Origin of the sequence: Flavobacterium sharifuzzamanii (assembly GCF_003254585.1) — a bacterium.
In the GTDB taxonomy this organism is placed as follows: domain Bacteria; phylum Bacteroidota; class Bacteroidia; order Flavobacteriales; family Flavobacteriaceae; genus Flavobacterium; species Flavobacterium sharifuzzamanii.
This window is the reverse complement of record NZ_QJGZ01000039.1, coordinates 13301-30356: the sequence shown is the minus strand read 5'-3', so window position 1 is coordinate 30356 and position 17056 is coordinate 13301. Positions and strand designations below refer to the sequence as shown.

Sequence of the window (17056 nt, the reverse complement as noted above, 5' to 3'; positions counted from 1 at the left end):
GTGAATTTTGATTTACGGGCGAGGAGTGGTAAATTGCACGCTTGGATTATGTTACTCATAATTCGCAACTCATAACTAATATCATGAATTTAAAATTAACGACGAATTCACCATTCACAATTGATGATTCGCAACTAAATATTACAGGTTCTAAAAGTGAAACGAACCGCTTATTGTTATTAAAAGCATTATTTCCAAATATTACTTTAGCCAATACTTCAAATTCAGACGACAGCGAAGTAATGCAGAAAGCCTTGGCGGGAAATGACGAAATTGTAGATATTCACCACGCAGGAACAGCAATGCGTTTTCTTACGGCTTATTTTTCGGTTAACGAAGGTAGAGAAGTCGTTTTGACAGGTTCTAGCAGAATGCAGGAACGTCCGATAAAAATTTTGGTTGATACTTTGAGACAATTGGGAATTGAGATTTCTTATGAAAAAGAAGAAGGTTATCCGCCAATTCGAATTAAAGGAAAAAAAGTTACCGCTTCAAAAGTAAACTTGGCAGCGAATGTCAGCAGCCAATATATTTCGGCGCTTTTATTAGTGGCTTCAAAATTAGATAATGGTTTAGAATTGACTTTGGAAGGAGAAATTACTTCAATTCCTTATATCAAAATGACTTTGGCTCTGCTAAATGATTTAGATATTAAAACAAGTTTTGAAGGAAATGTAATTAAAGTATTTCCTAAAGAATCAGTTGAAACTAAAGAAATGGTTGTTGAGTCTGACTGGAGCTCTGCTTCATATTTCTTTAGCTTAGTTGCTTTGGCCGATATAGCAAAAATTACTTTGAGCAGTTACAAAGAAAACAGTCTTCAAGGAGATTCTGAATTAGTTTCTCTTTACGAAAAAATGGGTGTAAAAACGACTTTCCAAAACAACAAAATGACTTTGGAAAAAGTAGCAGGATTTAATTATCAAGATGTAAATTTTGAATTAAATAATACACCAGATATCGCTCAAACAATTGTAGTAACTTGTTTAGGTTTAGGAATTGGGTGTCACCTAACAGGACTTCATACTTTAAAAATTAAAGAAACTGACCGACTAGAAGCTTTAAGAATTGAGCTTACAAAATTAGGAGCAAATATTTCTGTAACTAATGACAGTTTGACTTTAGAGCGTTCGGGAGATATTAAGCATGATATTCATATCGCGACATACAACGATCACCGTATGGCAATGGCTTTTGCACCTTTAGCAATTAAAGTTCCAATTATTATTGATGATGCTGAAGTAGTTTCCAAATCTTACCCAGATTTCTGGAACGATTTAAAAGCCTTGAACTTTCAAATCTCAGAATTGTAGTTTTTGAACCATATAAGAAATATAAGTTCATTTAAATTCAAGCATAATAAAACATAGCCTCTGGTTTCAACCAGAGGTTTTTTTATGGTTGAATTTTAGATATTTTTTTTCGTAAATGAATTGCCTTCAGCTTTAACTGAGGTTTTCAAAGATGTTTTTTTCGGATTTAGCCAAATTATAGGTTTGCTTTAAATGAACTTATATTTCTTATATAGTTCGAAAAAGTTAAAATTGACTTAAAGAATAGCTTTTTAAGTCAATCTGAAAGTGCAGTAAATCAAGGACTTTTGAAAATAAACATCAAAACACTTGACAACGCCTATCTCACAATCGTATATTTGCAACCGATTTAAATTTTTGGATAAACAAATCTAAAAGCTACACTCTAAAATCAACAACTCAAATATGAAATTATCACACTTCAATTTCAATTTACCGAAAGAACTTTTGGCTGAATTTCCAGCAGAAAACAGAGATGAGTCTCGTTTAATGGTAATTGACCGTAAAAAAAACACAATCGAACATAAAATGTTTAAAGACGTGATCAACTATTTTGATGACGGAGACGTTTTAATTCTTAATAATACAAAAGTTTTCCCTGCACGTTTGTACGGAAACAAAGAAAAAACTGGAGCTAGAATTGAGGTTTTCTTACTAAGAGAATTAAATTCAGAGCAACGCCTTTGGGATGTTTTAGTAGATCCAGCTAGAAAAATCCGTATTGGTAACAAACTTTATTTTGGTGATGACGATTCGTTAGTTGCTGAGGTAATTGACAATACAACTTCTCGTGGTAGAACATTACGTTTCTTATACGATGGATCTTATGAAGAATTCAGAAACAAATTGACAGAACTTGGAGAAACTCCAATTCCTAAATACATCAACAGAGAAGTAACTGCTGAAGATGCTGAAAGATACCAAACTATCTACGCAAAAGAAGAAGGAGCTGTAGCGGCACCAACTGCTGGTTTACACTTCTCAAAACACCTTTTGAAAAAATTAGAAATCAAAGGAGTGAATTTTGCTGAAGTAACTTTACACGTAGGTTTAGGAACTTTTAACCCAGTTGAGGTTGAAGATTTATCTAAACACAAAATGGATTCTGAGGAATTAATCATTACTCAAGAAGCTTGTGATATTGTAAACGAAGGAAAAGCAAAGAAAAAACGTATTTGTGCTGTAGGAACAACTTCTATGCGTGCAATTGAAAGTTCTGTTTCTTCTGCTAATACTTTGAATCCATACGAAGGTTGGACGAATAAATTCATTTTCCCTCCTCACGATTTCAGTATTGCAAACTGTATGATTACAAACTTCCACACACCAAAATCAACATTATTAATGATGATTTCTGCTTTCTGTGGTCACGATTTAATGAAAAAAGCATACGAAGAAGCAATCAAAGAAGGATACAAATTCTATTCTTACGGAGACGCGATGTTAATCTTGTAATTAGCATTTGTCATATAAAAAGACCCGACAAGTTTTTATAACCTGTCGGGTTTTTTATTTGTTTCAAGTTTCAGGTTTCAAGTTGGACATTTGTTGAGAAATTTAAACGGAAAGAGCGCAAAGGTTTTTTGCTCAGTATGTGTTTGCCAGAAACAAAAAGAACGCAAAGCTTTGCGAACTTAGCGTTTGTAAACGTTAGCCTTGATAAAAAAAGACTTTGCGAACTTTGCGTTAAAAAATACACAAAGCATATCAATCTGAAACAAAACAAACAATTTTTGTTATTTTAGCATCCAAAACAAAAACACAATGACTTTTCAAAATACACGCGAATTTGCACGAGAGCTAGATTCGAAAGACGCATTAAATCACTATCAACAAGAATTTATTTTTCCTAAAGTAAATGATAAACGAGTAATTTATTTCACAGGAAATTCTTTAGGATTACAGCCAAAACGTACTAAAGCATATATTGACGAAGTAATGAATGATTGGGCAGAACTTGCTGTCGAAGGCCATTTTTATGCTGAAAAACCTTGGTGGGATTATCAGGAAAGATTTGCTGAACCGTTGAGTAAGATTGTTGGAGCACTTCCGTCTGAAGTTACGGTGATGAATACTTTGACAGTAAATCTTCATTTATTAATGGTTTCTTTTTATCAGCCAAAAGGCAAACGTTATAAAATTATCTGCGAAGAAAAAGCTTTTCCATCAGATCAATATATGTTTCAGAGCCAAGTTAACTTTCACGGATACAAATCTGAAGATGCGATTGTAGAAATTAAACGTAGAGAAGGAGAACATAATATTCGTCTAGAAGATGTTTTAGCAAAAATTGAAGAAGTTGGTGATGAATTGGCTTTAGTTTTAATTGGTGGAGTAAATTATTATACCGGACAAGTTTTTGATATTAAAACCATAACTGCCGCTGGGCAAAAGGTTGGAGCAAAAGTAGGATGGGATTTAGCACATGCTGCTGGAAATATAAAATTAGAACTTCACGATTGGAATGTTGATTTTGCTGCTTGGTGTAGTTATAAATACATGAACTCAGGGCCAGGAAATGCTTCTGGATGTTTTGTTCACGAAAAACATCATAATTCAAATCTGCCAAGATTTGCAGGATGGTGGGGACACAACAAAGAGCGTCGTTTTAAAATGGAACCAAATTTTGATCCTGTTCACGGAGCAGATGGATGGCAAATTAGTAACTTACCAGTTCTATCTTTAGCGCCATATTTGGCTTCTGTAGAAATGTTTGCTGAGGTTGGAATGGATGCTTTGATTGCAAAACGTGATCATATTACTTCATATCTGGAATTTATTCTTCACGAAATTGATAAAGAAGTAGAAAGTACTTTTGAGATCATTACACCAACAAATCCAGAAGAAAGAGCTTCACAATTATCTGTTTTTCTTCACGGAGAAGGAAGAGCATTGTTTGATTATTTAATGAAAAACGGAGTAATTACAGATTGGCGTGAACCAAACGTAATTCGTCTGGCACCTGTTCCTTTATATTGTTCTTATGAAGACATGTATGATTTTGGACAAATCCTGAAAAAAGGAATTTTAGGGAAATAAAAAAGTAATCTTGCAATCCCGATAGCGATCGGGAGCGAAGACGCAAAGTTTTTTGAAGCCACAGATTAAAAGGATTAAAAAGATTTTTTTCTCAATAGCCTCCAGCTTTAGCTGGAGGTATTAAAGATTAAGTTAAGAGGGCTTTAGCCAAACGAGTTCAGTTTGGTTAAAGCCTTTTTCTTTTGATCGCTTTTTCATCCAGCTACAGCTGGACGCTATTAAATTTAAAAGATTAAAAACTTCTCCCGATAGCTATCGGGATTGCGAGATTAAATCATACAGCTTAAAAAAATAATTTAGCGAGAAATACGATGAAATCTTCAAATCTTATAAACTTTCTGAAAAATTCTGTAATAACTATTATGGCAGATATTAAGAACTTTGTGATGTATAATTATTTAAAAACTTATAATCATGAAAGGCTTATATATTTTATTGACCGTGATATTTTTAACTTCTTGCCAGCAACAAAGCAAAGAAGATATAAATAAAGCCAAACAAGCCAGCATTGATTCAATGAAAGTTGAGATTAACAAACAGCGTGTTATCGATTCGATGAAAACTGAAATGGCTAAAATGAATGAAGAGAAGATCGAAGCTCAAAAAGAGAAAGTCGTTGTAGTACATCAACAAGATGCAACAGCAGCTGCACCAGCTAAAAAGAAAGGTTGGAGCGCAACCGCTAAAGGGGCTGTAATTGGTGCTGGAGTGGGAGCGGCAACTGGCGCAATTGTCAGTAAGAAAAAAGGTGAAGGTGCCATTATTGGTGGTTTAGCCGGAGCTGCAGTCGGAACTGGAACAGGAGCTGTTATTGATAGCAAAAACAAGAAGAAAGAATAGTTTAAATTCTATAGATAAAACAAACCCCAAATTAGATGATAATTTGGGGTTTTCAATTTTAAACCAACTCTGAAACGGGAATTTTTATACCAACTAATTCTGATTTACAAGAATCGAGTTGATCAAGATGACCCTTAAAGACTGACGTCGATTCAAATAAATTTTTATAATACTCAATTCCATCCAACAGATTAGATTTAAAAGTATTCCATTTTTTAAGCTGAGCTGCTGTTAGTTCTCCAGAAACAGATTGGATTTCATTTCTAAAATATTCAACATACATTTTAAGTTCTTTTATAAACAAGTTTGGACGTTCAGTTCTAATAATTGATTTTCCTTGATAAATATGCTGAATCATATCTTTTAAGGAAACTTCCTGATCAAAATAAGCTAAGTTTGGTCCAGGGCAAATTACTACACCTTGAGCTTGGCCTTTAACTTTTATATCATTTTCTAGATAAGAAGCATTGGCTAAACCAACGCATAAACACGATTTTTCGGTGATTTTGATTTTGCTTTTCTCAAACTCATTAATAGATAATGAATCTTTTTTTGCTTCTAATTCTTCGAGTTTTATATCCTGATATTTTTTTGAAGCCGTGCAAATTCCGTGTGGGTCGTATTCTTTGCTTAATGCTAAAAATTTCTTCGGACAAGAACTTCCGGCTTTGTTTTCATGGATTCGCTTTTGTTTTAAAAATTCATTAGTTGTTCCTTTCAAAGTATTAAAAGGAACTCCCAAAGGCGAAATATTACTTAAGTAAAAATCATCTTCTTTGGCATTCATCAATAAATTCCGAGTTTCTTTATCTACAGATGTTGCTTCTGGAACTAATAAAAAAGGTGAGCCCCAACCTACAGAATCAACATTGTATTCGTCTAGTAAAAATTCATGTTCAGCTGCAGTTCCAACACCGCCTTGAACCGTAATTTTTAATTCTAAAGGATTTTCAGGAACAGGCTGATTTTTGGCTTGTAAAGCTTTAATCATTAATTCGTGGGCAGATTGTATCAATTGATCTTTTTTCTGCTTGAATTCTTCTAAAATAGTACCCAAAAGAAGTCCGTCAGTTGCAAAAGCATGTCCGCCGCAGTTCAATCCCGATTCGATTCGATATTCTGAAACCCAAAGTCCTTTTTTCGCCAAGAAATTTCCTTGAATCATTGCTGATCTAAAATCACTTACTTTTAGGATGATTTTCTTTTTCAGTTCGTTATTTTCATTCGGGAAAAAATCTTTGAAGTTTTCAAAGTAACCAAACAATCTCGGATTCATTCCAGCAGAAAGTACAACAGAAGATTCCAGATTGCTATTAGCAAAACCTCTTAAAGCAGCATGAGCATCATTAAACTCAATTGGAAGCTGTTCGTTTTTGATGAAATTATCTTTGTCTAATTTCGTCATGATGTTGACATCAATTTCTCCTGGAAAAAGGTGGGTTTCGATATAACTTTGAATGTTTTCTTTAAAAGCAATTCCGTCATCCAATAGATTCTGAAATCCCTTTTTAATATCAGAAGTATTCGGCAGCATTTCCATGAAATTTTCTAAAGCAGTTTTGCTTTCTGCCAATTCTGTTTTGAATTTTTCGAATTTTTCTTTTACGATTTTATCAACTAAATTTAAATAAGAGGTAATTCTTTCAGCGCGGTAGTCGTGAAATTTTTGAGTAATTTCTTTGTAAGGAATGTTGAATTTTGTGCTGTAAAAATTACGCATCTTTTCAATCAGATCATCGTCTGCTAAAGCAACAACCGATGAAATTCCGTACTGCGCTACTCGAATCGGACTGTCTATGGTATAAGCAAGTCCCATTACCGGAATATGAAAAGTATGCAGATTATTTTTTGTCATTTGTATTCGGATTAAAATAGAGACAAATGAAAAAAAATATTTTCTCCTAAAACCTGATAAATGTCAGGTTTGCAGATTGGTTGCCGCGAATTACACGAATTAACACGAATTGATTTTTTAAATGCGCCAAATAAAAACTCGTGTAATTATTGGCGACAAATTACGAATCATAAATAAAAATAGCCCGTGGTTTCAACCACGGGGAACGTTTTTTTGGAAATGCATAATGAAAATCCATTACGTTCCTGCGGTTGAAACCGCAGGCTATGTTGACAATTTAAATCCTTCGAAATTGAATTTTGGCTAGAAAGATTTTAAAAAGCAATTTGTGCAAATCCGTGTAATTTGTGGCGAAAAAAAATTAAATCAAAATCTTCTTCAAAGACTCTGCAATGCTTCTCCACAAAAGATTGTAGAACGATCTATCTTGAAGCCGTTCTACTTCAACTTCGGCTGTTTTGGCTCCGTCTTTCGAATCGTTTTTGACTAATAAATTGGCAACAGCAGTTTTGAGTTTTGCCTCTTTTTCTGGTTTATTCTTTTTATATAATTTGACTTTTAGGTCATCATAATCCAGAGAAGCATTTCCTTTTGAGCCATTATCGTTGCCGTAGAAATTAAAACGGTATTTATTGAAAGTTCCAGTAAAAGTCGTGTTTATATATGGCTTTGTGAATCTTGTCATTCCTTGAACGTTAAAATTCGAAATCACGCCTTGAATATGAAATCCGTCACTTTTATCTAGAACATTAAAACTCCAATCGACATCAAGAGGGGAATTTTTCATAAAAATACATTTGACTTTTATTTTTACATCATCTGTTTTTGTTAAGCCAAAACCGCTTTTTAAATTGGTCGCTTGCAGATTGAATTTATCGAAAGTTAAAACTCCTGGGCCTTTAGCAAAATCTAGTTCTTCCTCATAAACCAATTTCGATTTTAAAACTTGCAATGTGTCAATTTGAAGCGGAAATTTTAGATTTCGCAATAAATGATTGTAAAGATATTTTTTGCTTGGATCGTCTTTTAGCATTTTTCCGCGGTAGATATTGGCATCAAAATGATGAATTACAAGCGAATTTGCTTTGAAATAAAAATGGTCATTTTTGAAACCCCAATCCATTTTTGCAACTTGTGCCGAATCAAACTTTAGATTGTAAATGTCTTTTTCTTTTTCAAGACGTTGTACAAATTCTCGTCGTTCAAATTGAGGAAGATTTGAGAAATTATTAATTTTTAAAAAATTCTTTTCAGTGCTTATTTTTCCGATATTGATATAATAGAAACCATTTGGTCTATAAAACAAGCTGTCGCAAACAAGAGCATATTTTTTGTATCGAATTGGAATTTTTTCTTTTAAAGTAGCATCAGTAATTAAAATGCCTTCTAGTTTTAAAAGGATTTTTTTTATGCTGAAAATAGGTTTTTCTGTATCTAAAGAGACAACATCAATAGATCCTTCGTTGAGGTAGATATTAGAAACTGCAATAATTTTTCTAAAAGGATCAACAATTTCTTTCTCAATACTTTTGCTGTTATTGATTAATTTTTCACCTTTTTTGTATAAAATGATTCGCGGTTTATTAATTATAATACTTTCTGCTTGAATGATATCACGAAAAGCCAGATCCCAAATATTGAAATGTTTTATGGTGATGGATTCGATTTTTGAAAAAAGCCCATTTTTGCTGTCTTTTGGCGCATTTTTAGGACTTACAAGCAAAGTCTGCGCATTGATATTCCTGGAAAAAAGAGAGACTTCAATTTTTTCGTAATTGATATTATAAGCTGTTTTATTTTTTTCGTGAATAATGATCGGAAGCTGTTTTTTGATCCAGTAATTCAACCCGATATTGGCAAGAATTACAATGGCAAGCAGAGAAATTACTACAATAGCTATTTTTTTATAGATGGACATTTATAGTATTAATTTTAAATACATAAATTTAGAGTTTTAAAGACGGTTGTCTCTTATAAAATTTTGCGGAAAAGTTATATCATTACAAATTTCATTTTTTTTAGAATATGAGAATAATTAAAAAAATCCTGTTGACATTATTGGTTCTTATTGTGATTCTTGCGATTGGTTTGTGCGCTTATATTTTTCATTTAAAACCGAAATATGAAGGTTCTGTACAATTGAATAATCTGGAAAAAGAAACCACAGTCTATTTTGATGATTTTGGCGTACCTCATATTTATGCAGATTCTGAAAAAGATGCTATGCGAGCACTTGGTTATGTGCATGCGCAGGAAAGATTGTGGCAAATGGAATTGTTACGCCGAATTGCGCCGGGACGCCTTTCTGAAATTTTTGGTGGTGTTGCGCTTAAAAACGACAAGTTTTTTGCTGGAATAGGAATTGAAGAAGCTTCGGCGAAAGCCATTGTAAAATTGGATAAAAACAGCGAAAGCTATAAACTGACTCAAGCCTATCTGGATGGAATTAATCAATACTTGGATGAAGGTGTTACGCCAATAGAATTTACTTTGGTTGGTGTAAAAAAGCAAAAATTTACCATAAAAGACGTTTATAATATTTTCGGATACATGTCTTTTAGTTTCGCTATGGCGCAGAAAACAGATCCGCTGTTGACAGACATAAAAAACAAATATGGTGTTGCTTATTTGAAAGATTTAGGTATTGAAGGAGAATTCAACAATACTAGAATTAAAATCTCAAAAGAGAAAACTGAAGAATACACGGAGATCTCAAAATCTATAACCGGAATGCTGGATCAGTCTCCGATTCCTCCATTTGTTGGAAGCAACAGTTGGGTTGTTGGGCCTCATAAATCGAAAACGGGAAAAGTTATTTTTGCAAATGATCCGCATATTGGATTTTCGCAACCTGCAACTTGGTACGAAGCGCATATTGTTACTCCAAAACATGAATTATATGGCTGTTATTTGGCAGGAACTCCATTTCCGCTTTTGGCGCACAATAGGGATTATGCTTATGGTTTGACCATGTTTGAAAATGATGATATCGATTTTTATCAAGAAAAAAACAAAATAGACGATGCTTCTCAATATCAGACACCGACAGGTTTCAGCAAATACGAAATCAGAAAAAAAACAATTAAAGTAAAAGATTCTTCAGATGTTGTCTTGACAATAAAGATTACGCGTCATGGCCCAGTTATGAATGATTTTATAGATCGTTTAGAAAAGAAAAACCCAATCGCAATGTCTTGGACGTATACAAGAGAACCAATCTTGATTTTAGACGCGGCTTATGGTCTTTCGCATGCTGAAAATACAACTGACTTTAAAAAATCTGTTAGTTTAATCGCCGCGCCTGGATTGAATGTAATGTATGGCGATGCCAAAGGGAATGTAGCTTGGTGGGCAAGCGGGAAATTGTACCGACATAATGAAGGTGTTAATACACATTTGATTTTGGACGGTTCAAGCGGAAAAGATGATATTACGAAGTTTTTAGATTTTGAAAAAAATCCATCAGCTGAAAATCCAGAATGGGGATATGTATATTCTGCGAATAATCAGCCGGAAGCTATAGACAATGGCTATTTATATCCAGGATATTATTTGCCAGAAGATCGCGCCAAAAGAATTTCTGGAATTCTAGATGCAAAATCAGATTGGGACAAAGTAGCCATCAGTAAAATGATTTACGATAATACTTCTGATGTTGCTGTCGAAACGACTAAAAACTTAATTGCAGCTTTAGATAATAAACCGCTTTCCTATAATGAAAAAGAGATTTTGGGAGTTTTAAAGTCTTGGAAAGGAACAACAAATATTGACGACATTGCGCCAACGATGTATAATAAATGGATTTATTTGTATTTGAAAAATACATTTGAGGACGAGATGGGCAAAGACAATTTCAATTTATTTTTAGGAATTTCTTTAGGGAAGCAAGTTATCGCGAATCAAATTAAAAATGAAAATTCGGTTTGGTGGGATAATATCAAAACCAAAAATGTAAAAGAAACAAGAAAAGAAGTTGTTTCAAAATCTTTTCATGACGCTGTTATTGCTTTGCAAAATCAGTTAGGAGAAAATATTTCAGAATGGAATTGGGGGAAAGTGCATACTGTAGAACACGAACATCCATTAGGAAAAGTTAAAGCGCTTCGCGGATTATTTAATGTTGGACCATTTAATTCTCCAGGTTCAAATGAAGTAATTAATAATTTATTCTTCGGATTTAATGATGAAGGAAAGTATTATACCAGAGGCGGACCTTCAACAAGAAGAATTGTCGATTTTGCCGATGTAGAAAATAGCTGGAGTATTTTGCCAACAGGACAATCTGGAAATCCTTTCAGTAAACATTATAGCGATCAAGCCGAAATGTACAACGCAGGAAAGTTCAGAAAAATGAAATTGAATAAAGAGGAGATTATAAAAACATCTACAAAATTGGTTTTGAAACCGAAAGAATAAAATTTTGTTTCAAGTTTAATGTTTCAAGTTTTAGCCTTTGTCAAAGTTTTAAACTTTGACAAAGGCTAAAAAAAACTTAGCACCTTATTTAGAAATATATTTCCCCTTCACAATATCATCAGCAAAAATGTTCAGATTATTAATAAGCACTTTATTATTGGTCATTACATTTTGTGTTTGATAAGCTGAGTCTTTTTCATAGGCTTTCAATAAAGTTTCCAGTTCAACTTCATCAAAAACAACAAGACTGTTGTAAATCGCATCTCTGAAATTTTTGTAATTGATGCTTTGGGTAATTTCCATTGCTTTTTGTTCGTTCCAGCCTTCTTTTGCTGTTGCTTCACTTATTTTTGAAAGGCAAAAATCAATAACATAGTTTTTATAGCGAGTTGCTTCAACAATTTTATCAATTATAATTTTGTTTTGCTGACTTGGCATCAGCGGCTGATTGTTTTGAGATAAAGATTTAGAAGAAATAAAAAGGCATAATAATACAGCTAAGAAACCGTGATTTTTTAGATTTTTCATAGGTTATTCAATTATTTTGGGTGAGCTAAAATAGTACTTTAGAAAAATAAATCATCAGGTTTGAATGTCCCAAGTTGTAACAAAAAAAGCTCCGAAAAAATAGATTTTAAATCTACTTTTTCGGAGCCATTTTAAGAATTTGATCTACAATAGTATGCCTTTATTTTTTAGAAAGTTCTTCCAAAACCTTTTTTCCACCTTCATTTGTAGGATCTAGTTCAACAGATTTCTTGTAGTTAACCATTGCCAGTTTTTTATCTCCATCAGCCAAATAAGCTTCGCCTAAACTATCATAAGCATTTCCAGATTTTGGAAAAGTATCAACATTGATTTTAAAAACTTCAATGGCTTCTTTCTTTTTTCCAGTTTGCAATAATTGATATCCAACTCGGTTCATATCGCCCTCTTTAATAGCATAAGTTGGATCGGTTTTTAGCTTTTTGTAAGTTTCTGTTCCTGCTGTTGCACCTTTTTCAGTATAAACGTCTAATAGATCAAGAGCCAGAGATTTTTTTGGCTGATTAAATGGCTGATTGTATAAAATATTGCGAATTGCAGTATTCATTTCGCCTAAAACAGTTCCGCCAGTATTATTCAACAAAACAACAAGGTTTTTATCTTTAGGAATACGCGAAATAATGGTATTAAATCCGTTGATTCCACCTCCGTGCTCAACAACAGTTAGCTTGCTGTCTCCGTTTGGCACTTCATAAGTTGACCATCCGTATCCGTAAAAACCATTCCATGCTTTAATGTAAGGTTTGAATAGAGATTCCATTGATTTTTCATAAAGTAATTTATTAGTATAAAGCGCCTGATCCCATAAATACAAATCTTCTACAGTAGAATATAAAGATCCTGCAGCATACGGAATGCTCATGTCAATGTAAGAGGCATTTACAAATTTTTTACCTTCTTTTTCGTAACCAGCAGCTCTGTTTTTTATAATAACTTCACTATGATCGTAACCAGTATTAACCATTTTTAAAGGCATGAAAATAGTTTCTTGTAAATTCTGCTCATACGTTTTACCCGTAATTTTTTCGATAATGTAACCTAATAAGAAATAACCTGAGTTGCTATAATTGAACTTTTCACCTGGAGCGAACTCAAGTGGCAGACTAGAAAAAGTTTTTACAAAAGCTTCGGGCGTATAAGGATTTTTTGCTTTATCCTTAAGGAAGTTTGGAGCGCTGGTATAATTTGGAATCCCAGATGTATGCGTCAATAAATGATGGATTGTGATTTTATCGCCATTTTCTTTTGGATAATCTGGAAGATAAGTAGTAATAGGTACATCCAGTTTTATTTTTCCCTCCTCAGCCAGTTTTACAATTAAAAGTGCGGTGAATTGTTTGCTAATAGAACCTAATCTAAATTTAGTGTCAGGCTGGTTCGGGATATTCCATTCCATGTTGGCAGAACCGAAACCTTTTTTGAAAATTACTTTTCCGTTTTCTGCCACCAAAGCCGAACCGTTAAATTGTCCGTATTCGTTGTATTTGTTTAAAAGCTGCTCAATTTGTTGTGCTTTATCTTGAGCAAAAGTGCTAAAGGATGAAAATTGAAAAGCAACAAAAAGTGCAATAAGTTTGATTGATTTTTTCATAATAGATTGATTATGGTTTAAGATTAATGAATGATTCGTTTTTGATTGATGATTGAAACTTCTTAAATGAAATAAAAAAGATGCTCTAAAGTCTTAGACGATTGATTTGCGATTTGGTTTCACGATTAATCCATTTTTTTTATTTTTTTCAGAATATAAAAAAGTAAGAGCACAGACCAGTTACTTTAAAAGTTGGCCTATGCTCATAACTAACAAATATTTTTAATGCAATTAAGCAGTTAAAATTTTACTTATATATACTAATAGAAGGATAAATAATTTTAGCATGTCTTCAGATTAAAGTTAATATCTGATTGAAGTGGAAATTATTTGGTTTCAATATCAACAATTTTCTGCCCATTTTCTCCCAAGTAATGCACCACAATATTTTCATAAACTTTATAGCCGTCATCAACATTGGTAAAAATGACTAAACCTTGTTTTGTTTTGGGAAGCAAAACAAAAATAGTCTGAACTCCTTTGTCTGCACCGCTATGAGACAAAGCATAATTTTCATTTCCTAAATCGTAAATTTCGAAGCCTAAGCCAAAATATTTATTTTTTTTAGTCGAGATCTGATGCGATTTCATGTCGTCAAAAACTTTTTTGCCTAATCCTTCATTGTTCATTATGCTAGATAAAAATCTGCCGTAATCTTCAATAGTAGTTAATAAATCGTCGGCAGCATTTGCAGATTTATTTTTAGTTGGTTCGTAAGCATTTCCGTTTTTGTCGTAATTGACCGCGTATCTCGAAAGATCTATTTTATCATTCCAGATTAATTGAGAATCGGTCATTTTTAATGGTTCAAAAACTAATTCTGAAGCCAATTGATCCAATGTTTTGTGGAATTTTTTCTCTAGTGCTTTTCGCAGATATTCAAAACCTTCTCCAGAATACTGGTATTGTGTTCCAGGTTTAAATTTGAAATCTAATTTATTAAACTCATTAAAAGATCGCCAATTCGGAAAACCTGTTTGATGGCTTAGAACAATTCTCGTGGTCAGTAACTTTAAATAAGGATCTTTTGCAATATCAGGATCAATCCAATATCTATAAAGCGGTTCGTCTAAGTCCCATTTTCCTGCGCTTACTAATTTTAAAACGGTTATGGCAGTTATGGGTTTTGTTAACGAAGCTACGTTCCAGATAGTATTATAAGGTGCGGAAACACCTTTTTTAAGTTCGCCAAAAACTTTTACCTGTTTTAGTTTTCCGTCAGTAATAATTCCAATTCCTAAAGCGGGAACATTATTCTCTTTCAGCCATTTTTCGGTTTCCAAATCATGGTCAAAAAGATTTGATATTCCAGCACTAGAACTTGTCATTTGATGATTATAACTAAGCGATCTAGCTAGTTTCCATTCTTTATTTTTTAAAAGCCATAAATGGGTAAATTTGGCAAAACTTCCTGCCTGTTCTGCATTTGAAGCAGAGCTTTCATAAAAACGATGTGTTCCCATTTGAATAGCACCATATAAAACACCATTTTTATATAAAGGATAAATTTCTGTGCTTCCGTCTATTAATTCTCTTCGGTAATTATATTTTCTTGTTGGAGAACAGATTCCGTTTTGAAACGTTTTTAAAAACTTCGCCTTATCAGAAATACTGTCTTTGTCGTGATAAAATTCAAAATCTTCCGTGTAAAGATTTTCAAATTGTTTTACATCGCAGGTATTAAAACCAATGTCAAAAAGAAGACTGTCTTTTGACATAATGGTTTTATATAGATCTGAATTTTTAGCTTCTTGAGAAAATCCAAGCTGGATTTGAAAGAATAAAATTCCAATTAAAAGAAATTTTAACTGAAAAAAGAATTGATTGATTTTCATTTGTAATTGATTTTGATTGATGATTCTGCAAAAGTAAATCAATCAAAACTCACAAAATTGTACAAATGCGAAAACTTATCTTTTATGAGAAAGAAAATAAGAATTGGGATCGAATGTTTTCGGCGTGGTTTTAGTCACATCTTTAAATTTTTTAATAAAATGTGATTGGTCAAAATATTTATTATAAAGCGCAACATCGGTCAGTTTTAGCTTTTCTAAATCAGAATTCACCATTTGATCGACCGTTTTTCTGAACTTCAAAATCTGAATGTATTTTTTAATTGTTAAGCCAGTTGCAGTTTTAAACTTAATTTGAAGTGAACGTTGCGAAGATTTTAAAGCTTCACTAATTTCTGAAACAGATACTTCTTCTTTGCTTTTAATGATTTCGCAGACTTTTTCAATTGCATTTTTCTCCAAATTCGAGTCAGACAATGCTTCAAAATAAGTATTTATTATACTTAATATAGTTTCAATATCAGAATCAATCTGAATTTTAAAAGGCAGTTCATCAGGATTAATTTTGAGAATAGAATCTGTAAAATCGCTTAAATCGTATTTTGGAAACATTGAAAGTGTCCAAGTGTGAAGCTGAACAATTGTAACTGTAGTTTTCGGATGGATGTTGACTAAAACTTTATTAGTCATTTGCGAACAGAAGTAAACACCTGCGTTCATCTCATATTTGGCTTTACTGGTATGAACTTCAATAGAATTTCCAGTTACAAAAGCAAGATTGAAACAGCCATTTGGTAAAACCAGTTTGTTTTCTATTGAACTTTCGCCTATGCTATTGTCCAAGCACCAGATTTTGTTGACGAATCGTTCAGTTTTAGGGTTTACATAATGTTCGGAGTATAACTGCATTTTAATCTTCGATTTCATCATTTAAAATCGAAGACTAAAATAAAGTTTTTCTGGGGTATTGTTTAAACAAACTCCCTAAAATTATTTCGTTTAGTATTCTGCCATTCTTCTGATATAATACTGAAGTAAACATCATCTTTACTTTTTCCTTCAGAATCGACATAATTGTTTCTAAAAACGCCTTCTTTTACAGCACCCAATTTTTCAATAGCTTTTTGTGATCTTGTGTTTTCAAGATCAGCACTGAATTGTATTCTTCTAAACTGAATTTTCTCAAAACCAAAATTCAATAATTCATATTTGCATGCTTTATTTAAACCAGTTCCCTGAAACTTTTTTCCGTACCAAGTCCAGCCAATTTCACATTTTTGGCTTGAATGGTTTAAGTAACCGTAACGAGTGCTTCCTGCAACTTTGTTTGTAGCTTTATCTATAATAAGGAAAGGATAACAAATTCCGTCTGCTTTTTGTTGTAATGTATTTTTAATATAGTTTTCAAAGTCTTGATCATTTCGAACGTACATTCCCATATATTTCCAAATTTCCTCATCAAAAATGATTTCTTTGAGCTCTATATTTCTTTTGCTTTCAAAAGGGATTAAAAGAACTTTTTCGTTTTCTAGAACAATCTCTGATTGTAAAATTTCGCTGTTCATAAATTTTAGGTTTTAGCTAATGAAATAAATCTAAGACAAAATTAATTGTTTAATTTCTGTAAATAAATTTAATAAAATAACATTTTGTTATATATTTT

At 32.7% G+C, this 17056-nt stretch carries 12 protein-coding genes; 5 read left to right on the top strand and 7 right to left on the bottom strand.

Annotation, left to right across the window (positions count from 1 at the left end; translation table 11 throughout):
• The first annotated feature begins 83 nt into the window (after window positions 1-83).
• The 4 genes from DMA14_RS12940 to DMA14_RS12925 all read left to right on the top strand — a co-directional run bounded on the left by DMA14_RS12940 (window position 84) and on the right by DMA14_RS12925 (window position 5192).
• Window positions 84-1313, top strand: a complete 1230-nt coding sequence (locus DMA14_RS12940) for a 3-phosphoshikimate 1-carboxyvinyltransferase (protein ID WP_111425069.1) — start codon at window positions 84-86, stop codon at window positions 1311-1313.
• A 405-nt stretch (window positions 1314-1718) separates the two neighbouring features.
• Window positions 1719-2768: a tRNA preQ1(34) S-adenosylmethionine ribosyltransferase-isomerase QueA gene (gene queA, locus DMA14_RS12935; protein WP_111376525.1), complete on the top strand. Its 1050-nt coding sequence runs from the start codon at window positions 1719-1721 to the stop codon at window positions 2766-2768.
• A gap of 309 nt (window positions 2769-3077) precedes the next feature.
• Window positions 3078-4352: a kynureninase gene (gene kynU / locus DMA14_RS12930; RefSeq protein WP_111425068.1), complete on the top strand. Its 1275-nt coding sequence runs from the start codon at window positions 3078-3080 to the stop codon at window positions 4350-4352.
• A gap of 414 nt (window positions 4353-4766) precedes the next feature.
• Window positions 4767-5192, top strand: a complete 426-nt coding sequence (locus DMA14_RS12925) for a YMGG-like glycine zipper-containing protein (protein WP_111425067.1) — start codon at window positions 4767-4769, stop codon at window positions 5190-5192.
• A gap of 58 nt (window positions 5193-5250) precedes the next feature.
• On the opposite strand, the gene DMA14_RS12920 is transcribed toward DMA14_RS12925, so the two are convergent.
• Together DMA14_RS12920 and DMA14_RS12915 are read right to left on the bottom strand one after the other, a co-directional pair.
• The gene (locus tag DMA14_RS12920; protein WP_111425066.1) at window positions 5251-7047 is read right to left on the bottom strand and encodes a hypothetical protein; all 1797 of its coding nucleotides are present in this window, start codon (window positions 7045-7047) and stop codon (window positions 5251-5253) included.
• A gap of 361 nt (window positions 7048-7408) precedes the next feature.
• A complete protein-coding gene (locus tag DMA14_RS12915) occupies window positions 7409-8965 on the bottom strand; it encodes a hypothetical protein (RefSeq protein WP_111425065.1) in 1557 nt (518 codons plus the stop codon).
• Window positions 8966-9072: 107 nt separating this feature from the next.
• Here DMA14_RS12915 and DMA14_RS12910 point away from each other — a divergent pair, with 107 nt between their 5' ends.
• Window positions 9073-11463, top strand: coding sequence for a penicillin acylase family protein (locus DMA14_RS12910; RefSeq protein ID WP_111425064.1), 2391 nt, complete (start codon window positions 9073-9075; stop codon window positions 11461-11463).
• A gap of 84 nt (window positions 11464-11547) precedes the next feature.
• On the opposite strand, the gene DMA14_RS12905 is transcribed toward DMA14_RS12910, so the two are convergent.
• From DMA14_RS12905 to DMA14_RS12885, 5 genes are all read right to left on the bottom strand, one after another.
• On the bottom strand, window positions 11548-11991 hold the full coding sequence (locus tag DMA14_RS12905) for a hypothetical protein (protein WP_111425063.1): 444 nt from the start codon (window positions 11989-11991) through the stop codon (window positions 11548-11550).
• 160 nt (window positions 11992-12151) lie between these two features.
• Complete coding sequence (locus DMA14_RS12900; RefSeq protein WP_111425062.1) at window positions 12152-13600, bottom strand: serine hydrolase; 1449 nt, start codon at window positions 13598-13600, stop codon at window positions 12152-12154.
• A gap of 326 nt (window positions 13601-13926) precedes the next feature.
• Window positions 13927-15435 carry a serine hydrolase gene (locus tag DMA14_RS12895; RefSeq protein ID WP_111425061.1) on the bottom strand — a complete coding sequence of 503 codons (1509 nt, stop codon included), beginning with the start codon at window positions 15433-15435 and terminating at the stop codon, window positions 13927-13929.
• Between the two features lie 75 nt (window positions 15436-15510).
• A complete protein-coding gene (locus DMA14_RS12890) occupies window positions 15511-16302 on the bottom strand; it encodes a helix-turn-helix domain-containing protein (protein ID WP_111425437.1) in 792 nt (263 codons plus the stop codon).
• Window positions 16303-16364: 62 nt separating this feature from the next.
• Entirely contained in the window at window positions 16365-16958 is a 594-nt protein-coding gene (locus DMA14_RS12885; RefSeq protein ID WP_111425060.1) for a GNAT family N-acetyltransferase, read from the bottom strand.
• Window positions 16959-17056: the final 98 nt, after the last annotated feature.

Bases quoted from the DNA above. Each gene is read 5' to 3' on its own strand.
- DMA14_RS12940 (WP_111425069.1), top strand. From the start codon at position 84: ATGAATTTAAAATTAACGACGAATTCACCATTCACAATTGATGATTCG.
- queA (WP_111376525.1), top strand. From the start codon at position 1,719: ATGAAATTATCACACTTCAATTTCAATTTACCGAAAGAACTTTTGGCT.
- kynU (WP_111425068.1), top strand. From the start codon at position 3,078: ATGACTTTTCAAAATACACGCGAATTTGCACGAGAGCTAGATTCGAAA.
- DMA14_RS12925 (WP_111425067.1), top strand. From the start codon at position 4,767: ATGAAAGGCTTATATATTTTATTGACCGTGATATTTTTAACTTCTTGC.
- DMA14_RS12920 (WP_111425066.1), bottom strand. From the start codon at position 7,047: ATGACAAAAAATAATCTGCATACTTTTCATATTCCGGTAATGGGACTT.
- DMA14_RS12915 (WP_111425065.1), bottom strand. From the start codon at position 8,965: ATGTCCATCTATAAAAAAATAGCTATTGTAGTAATTTCTCTGCTTGCC.
- DMA14_RS12910 (WP_111425064.1), top strand. From the start codon at position 9,073: ATGAGAATAATTAAAAAAATCCTGTTGACATTATTGGTTCTTATTGTG.
- DMA14_RS12905 (WP_111425063.1), bottom strand. From the start codon at position 11,991: ATGAAAAATCTAAAAAATCACGGTTTCTTAGCTGTATTATTATGCCTT.
- DMA14_RS12900 (WP_111425062.1), bottom strand. From the start codon at position 13,600: ATGAAAAAATCAATCAAACTTATTGCACTTTTTGTTGCTTTTCAATTT.
- DMA14_RS12895 (WP_111425061.1), bottom strand. From the start codon at position 15,435: ATGAAAATCAATCAATTCTTTTTTCAGTTAAAATTTCTTTTAATTGGA.
- DMA14_RS12890 (WP_111425437.1), bottom strand. From the start codon at position 16,302: ATGCAGTTATACTCCGAACATTATGTAAACCCTAAAACTGAACGATTC.
- DMA14_RS12885 (WP_111425060.1), bottom strand. From the start codon at position 16,958: ATGAACAGCGAAATTTTACAATCAGAGATTGTTCTAGAAAACGAAAAA.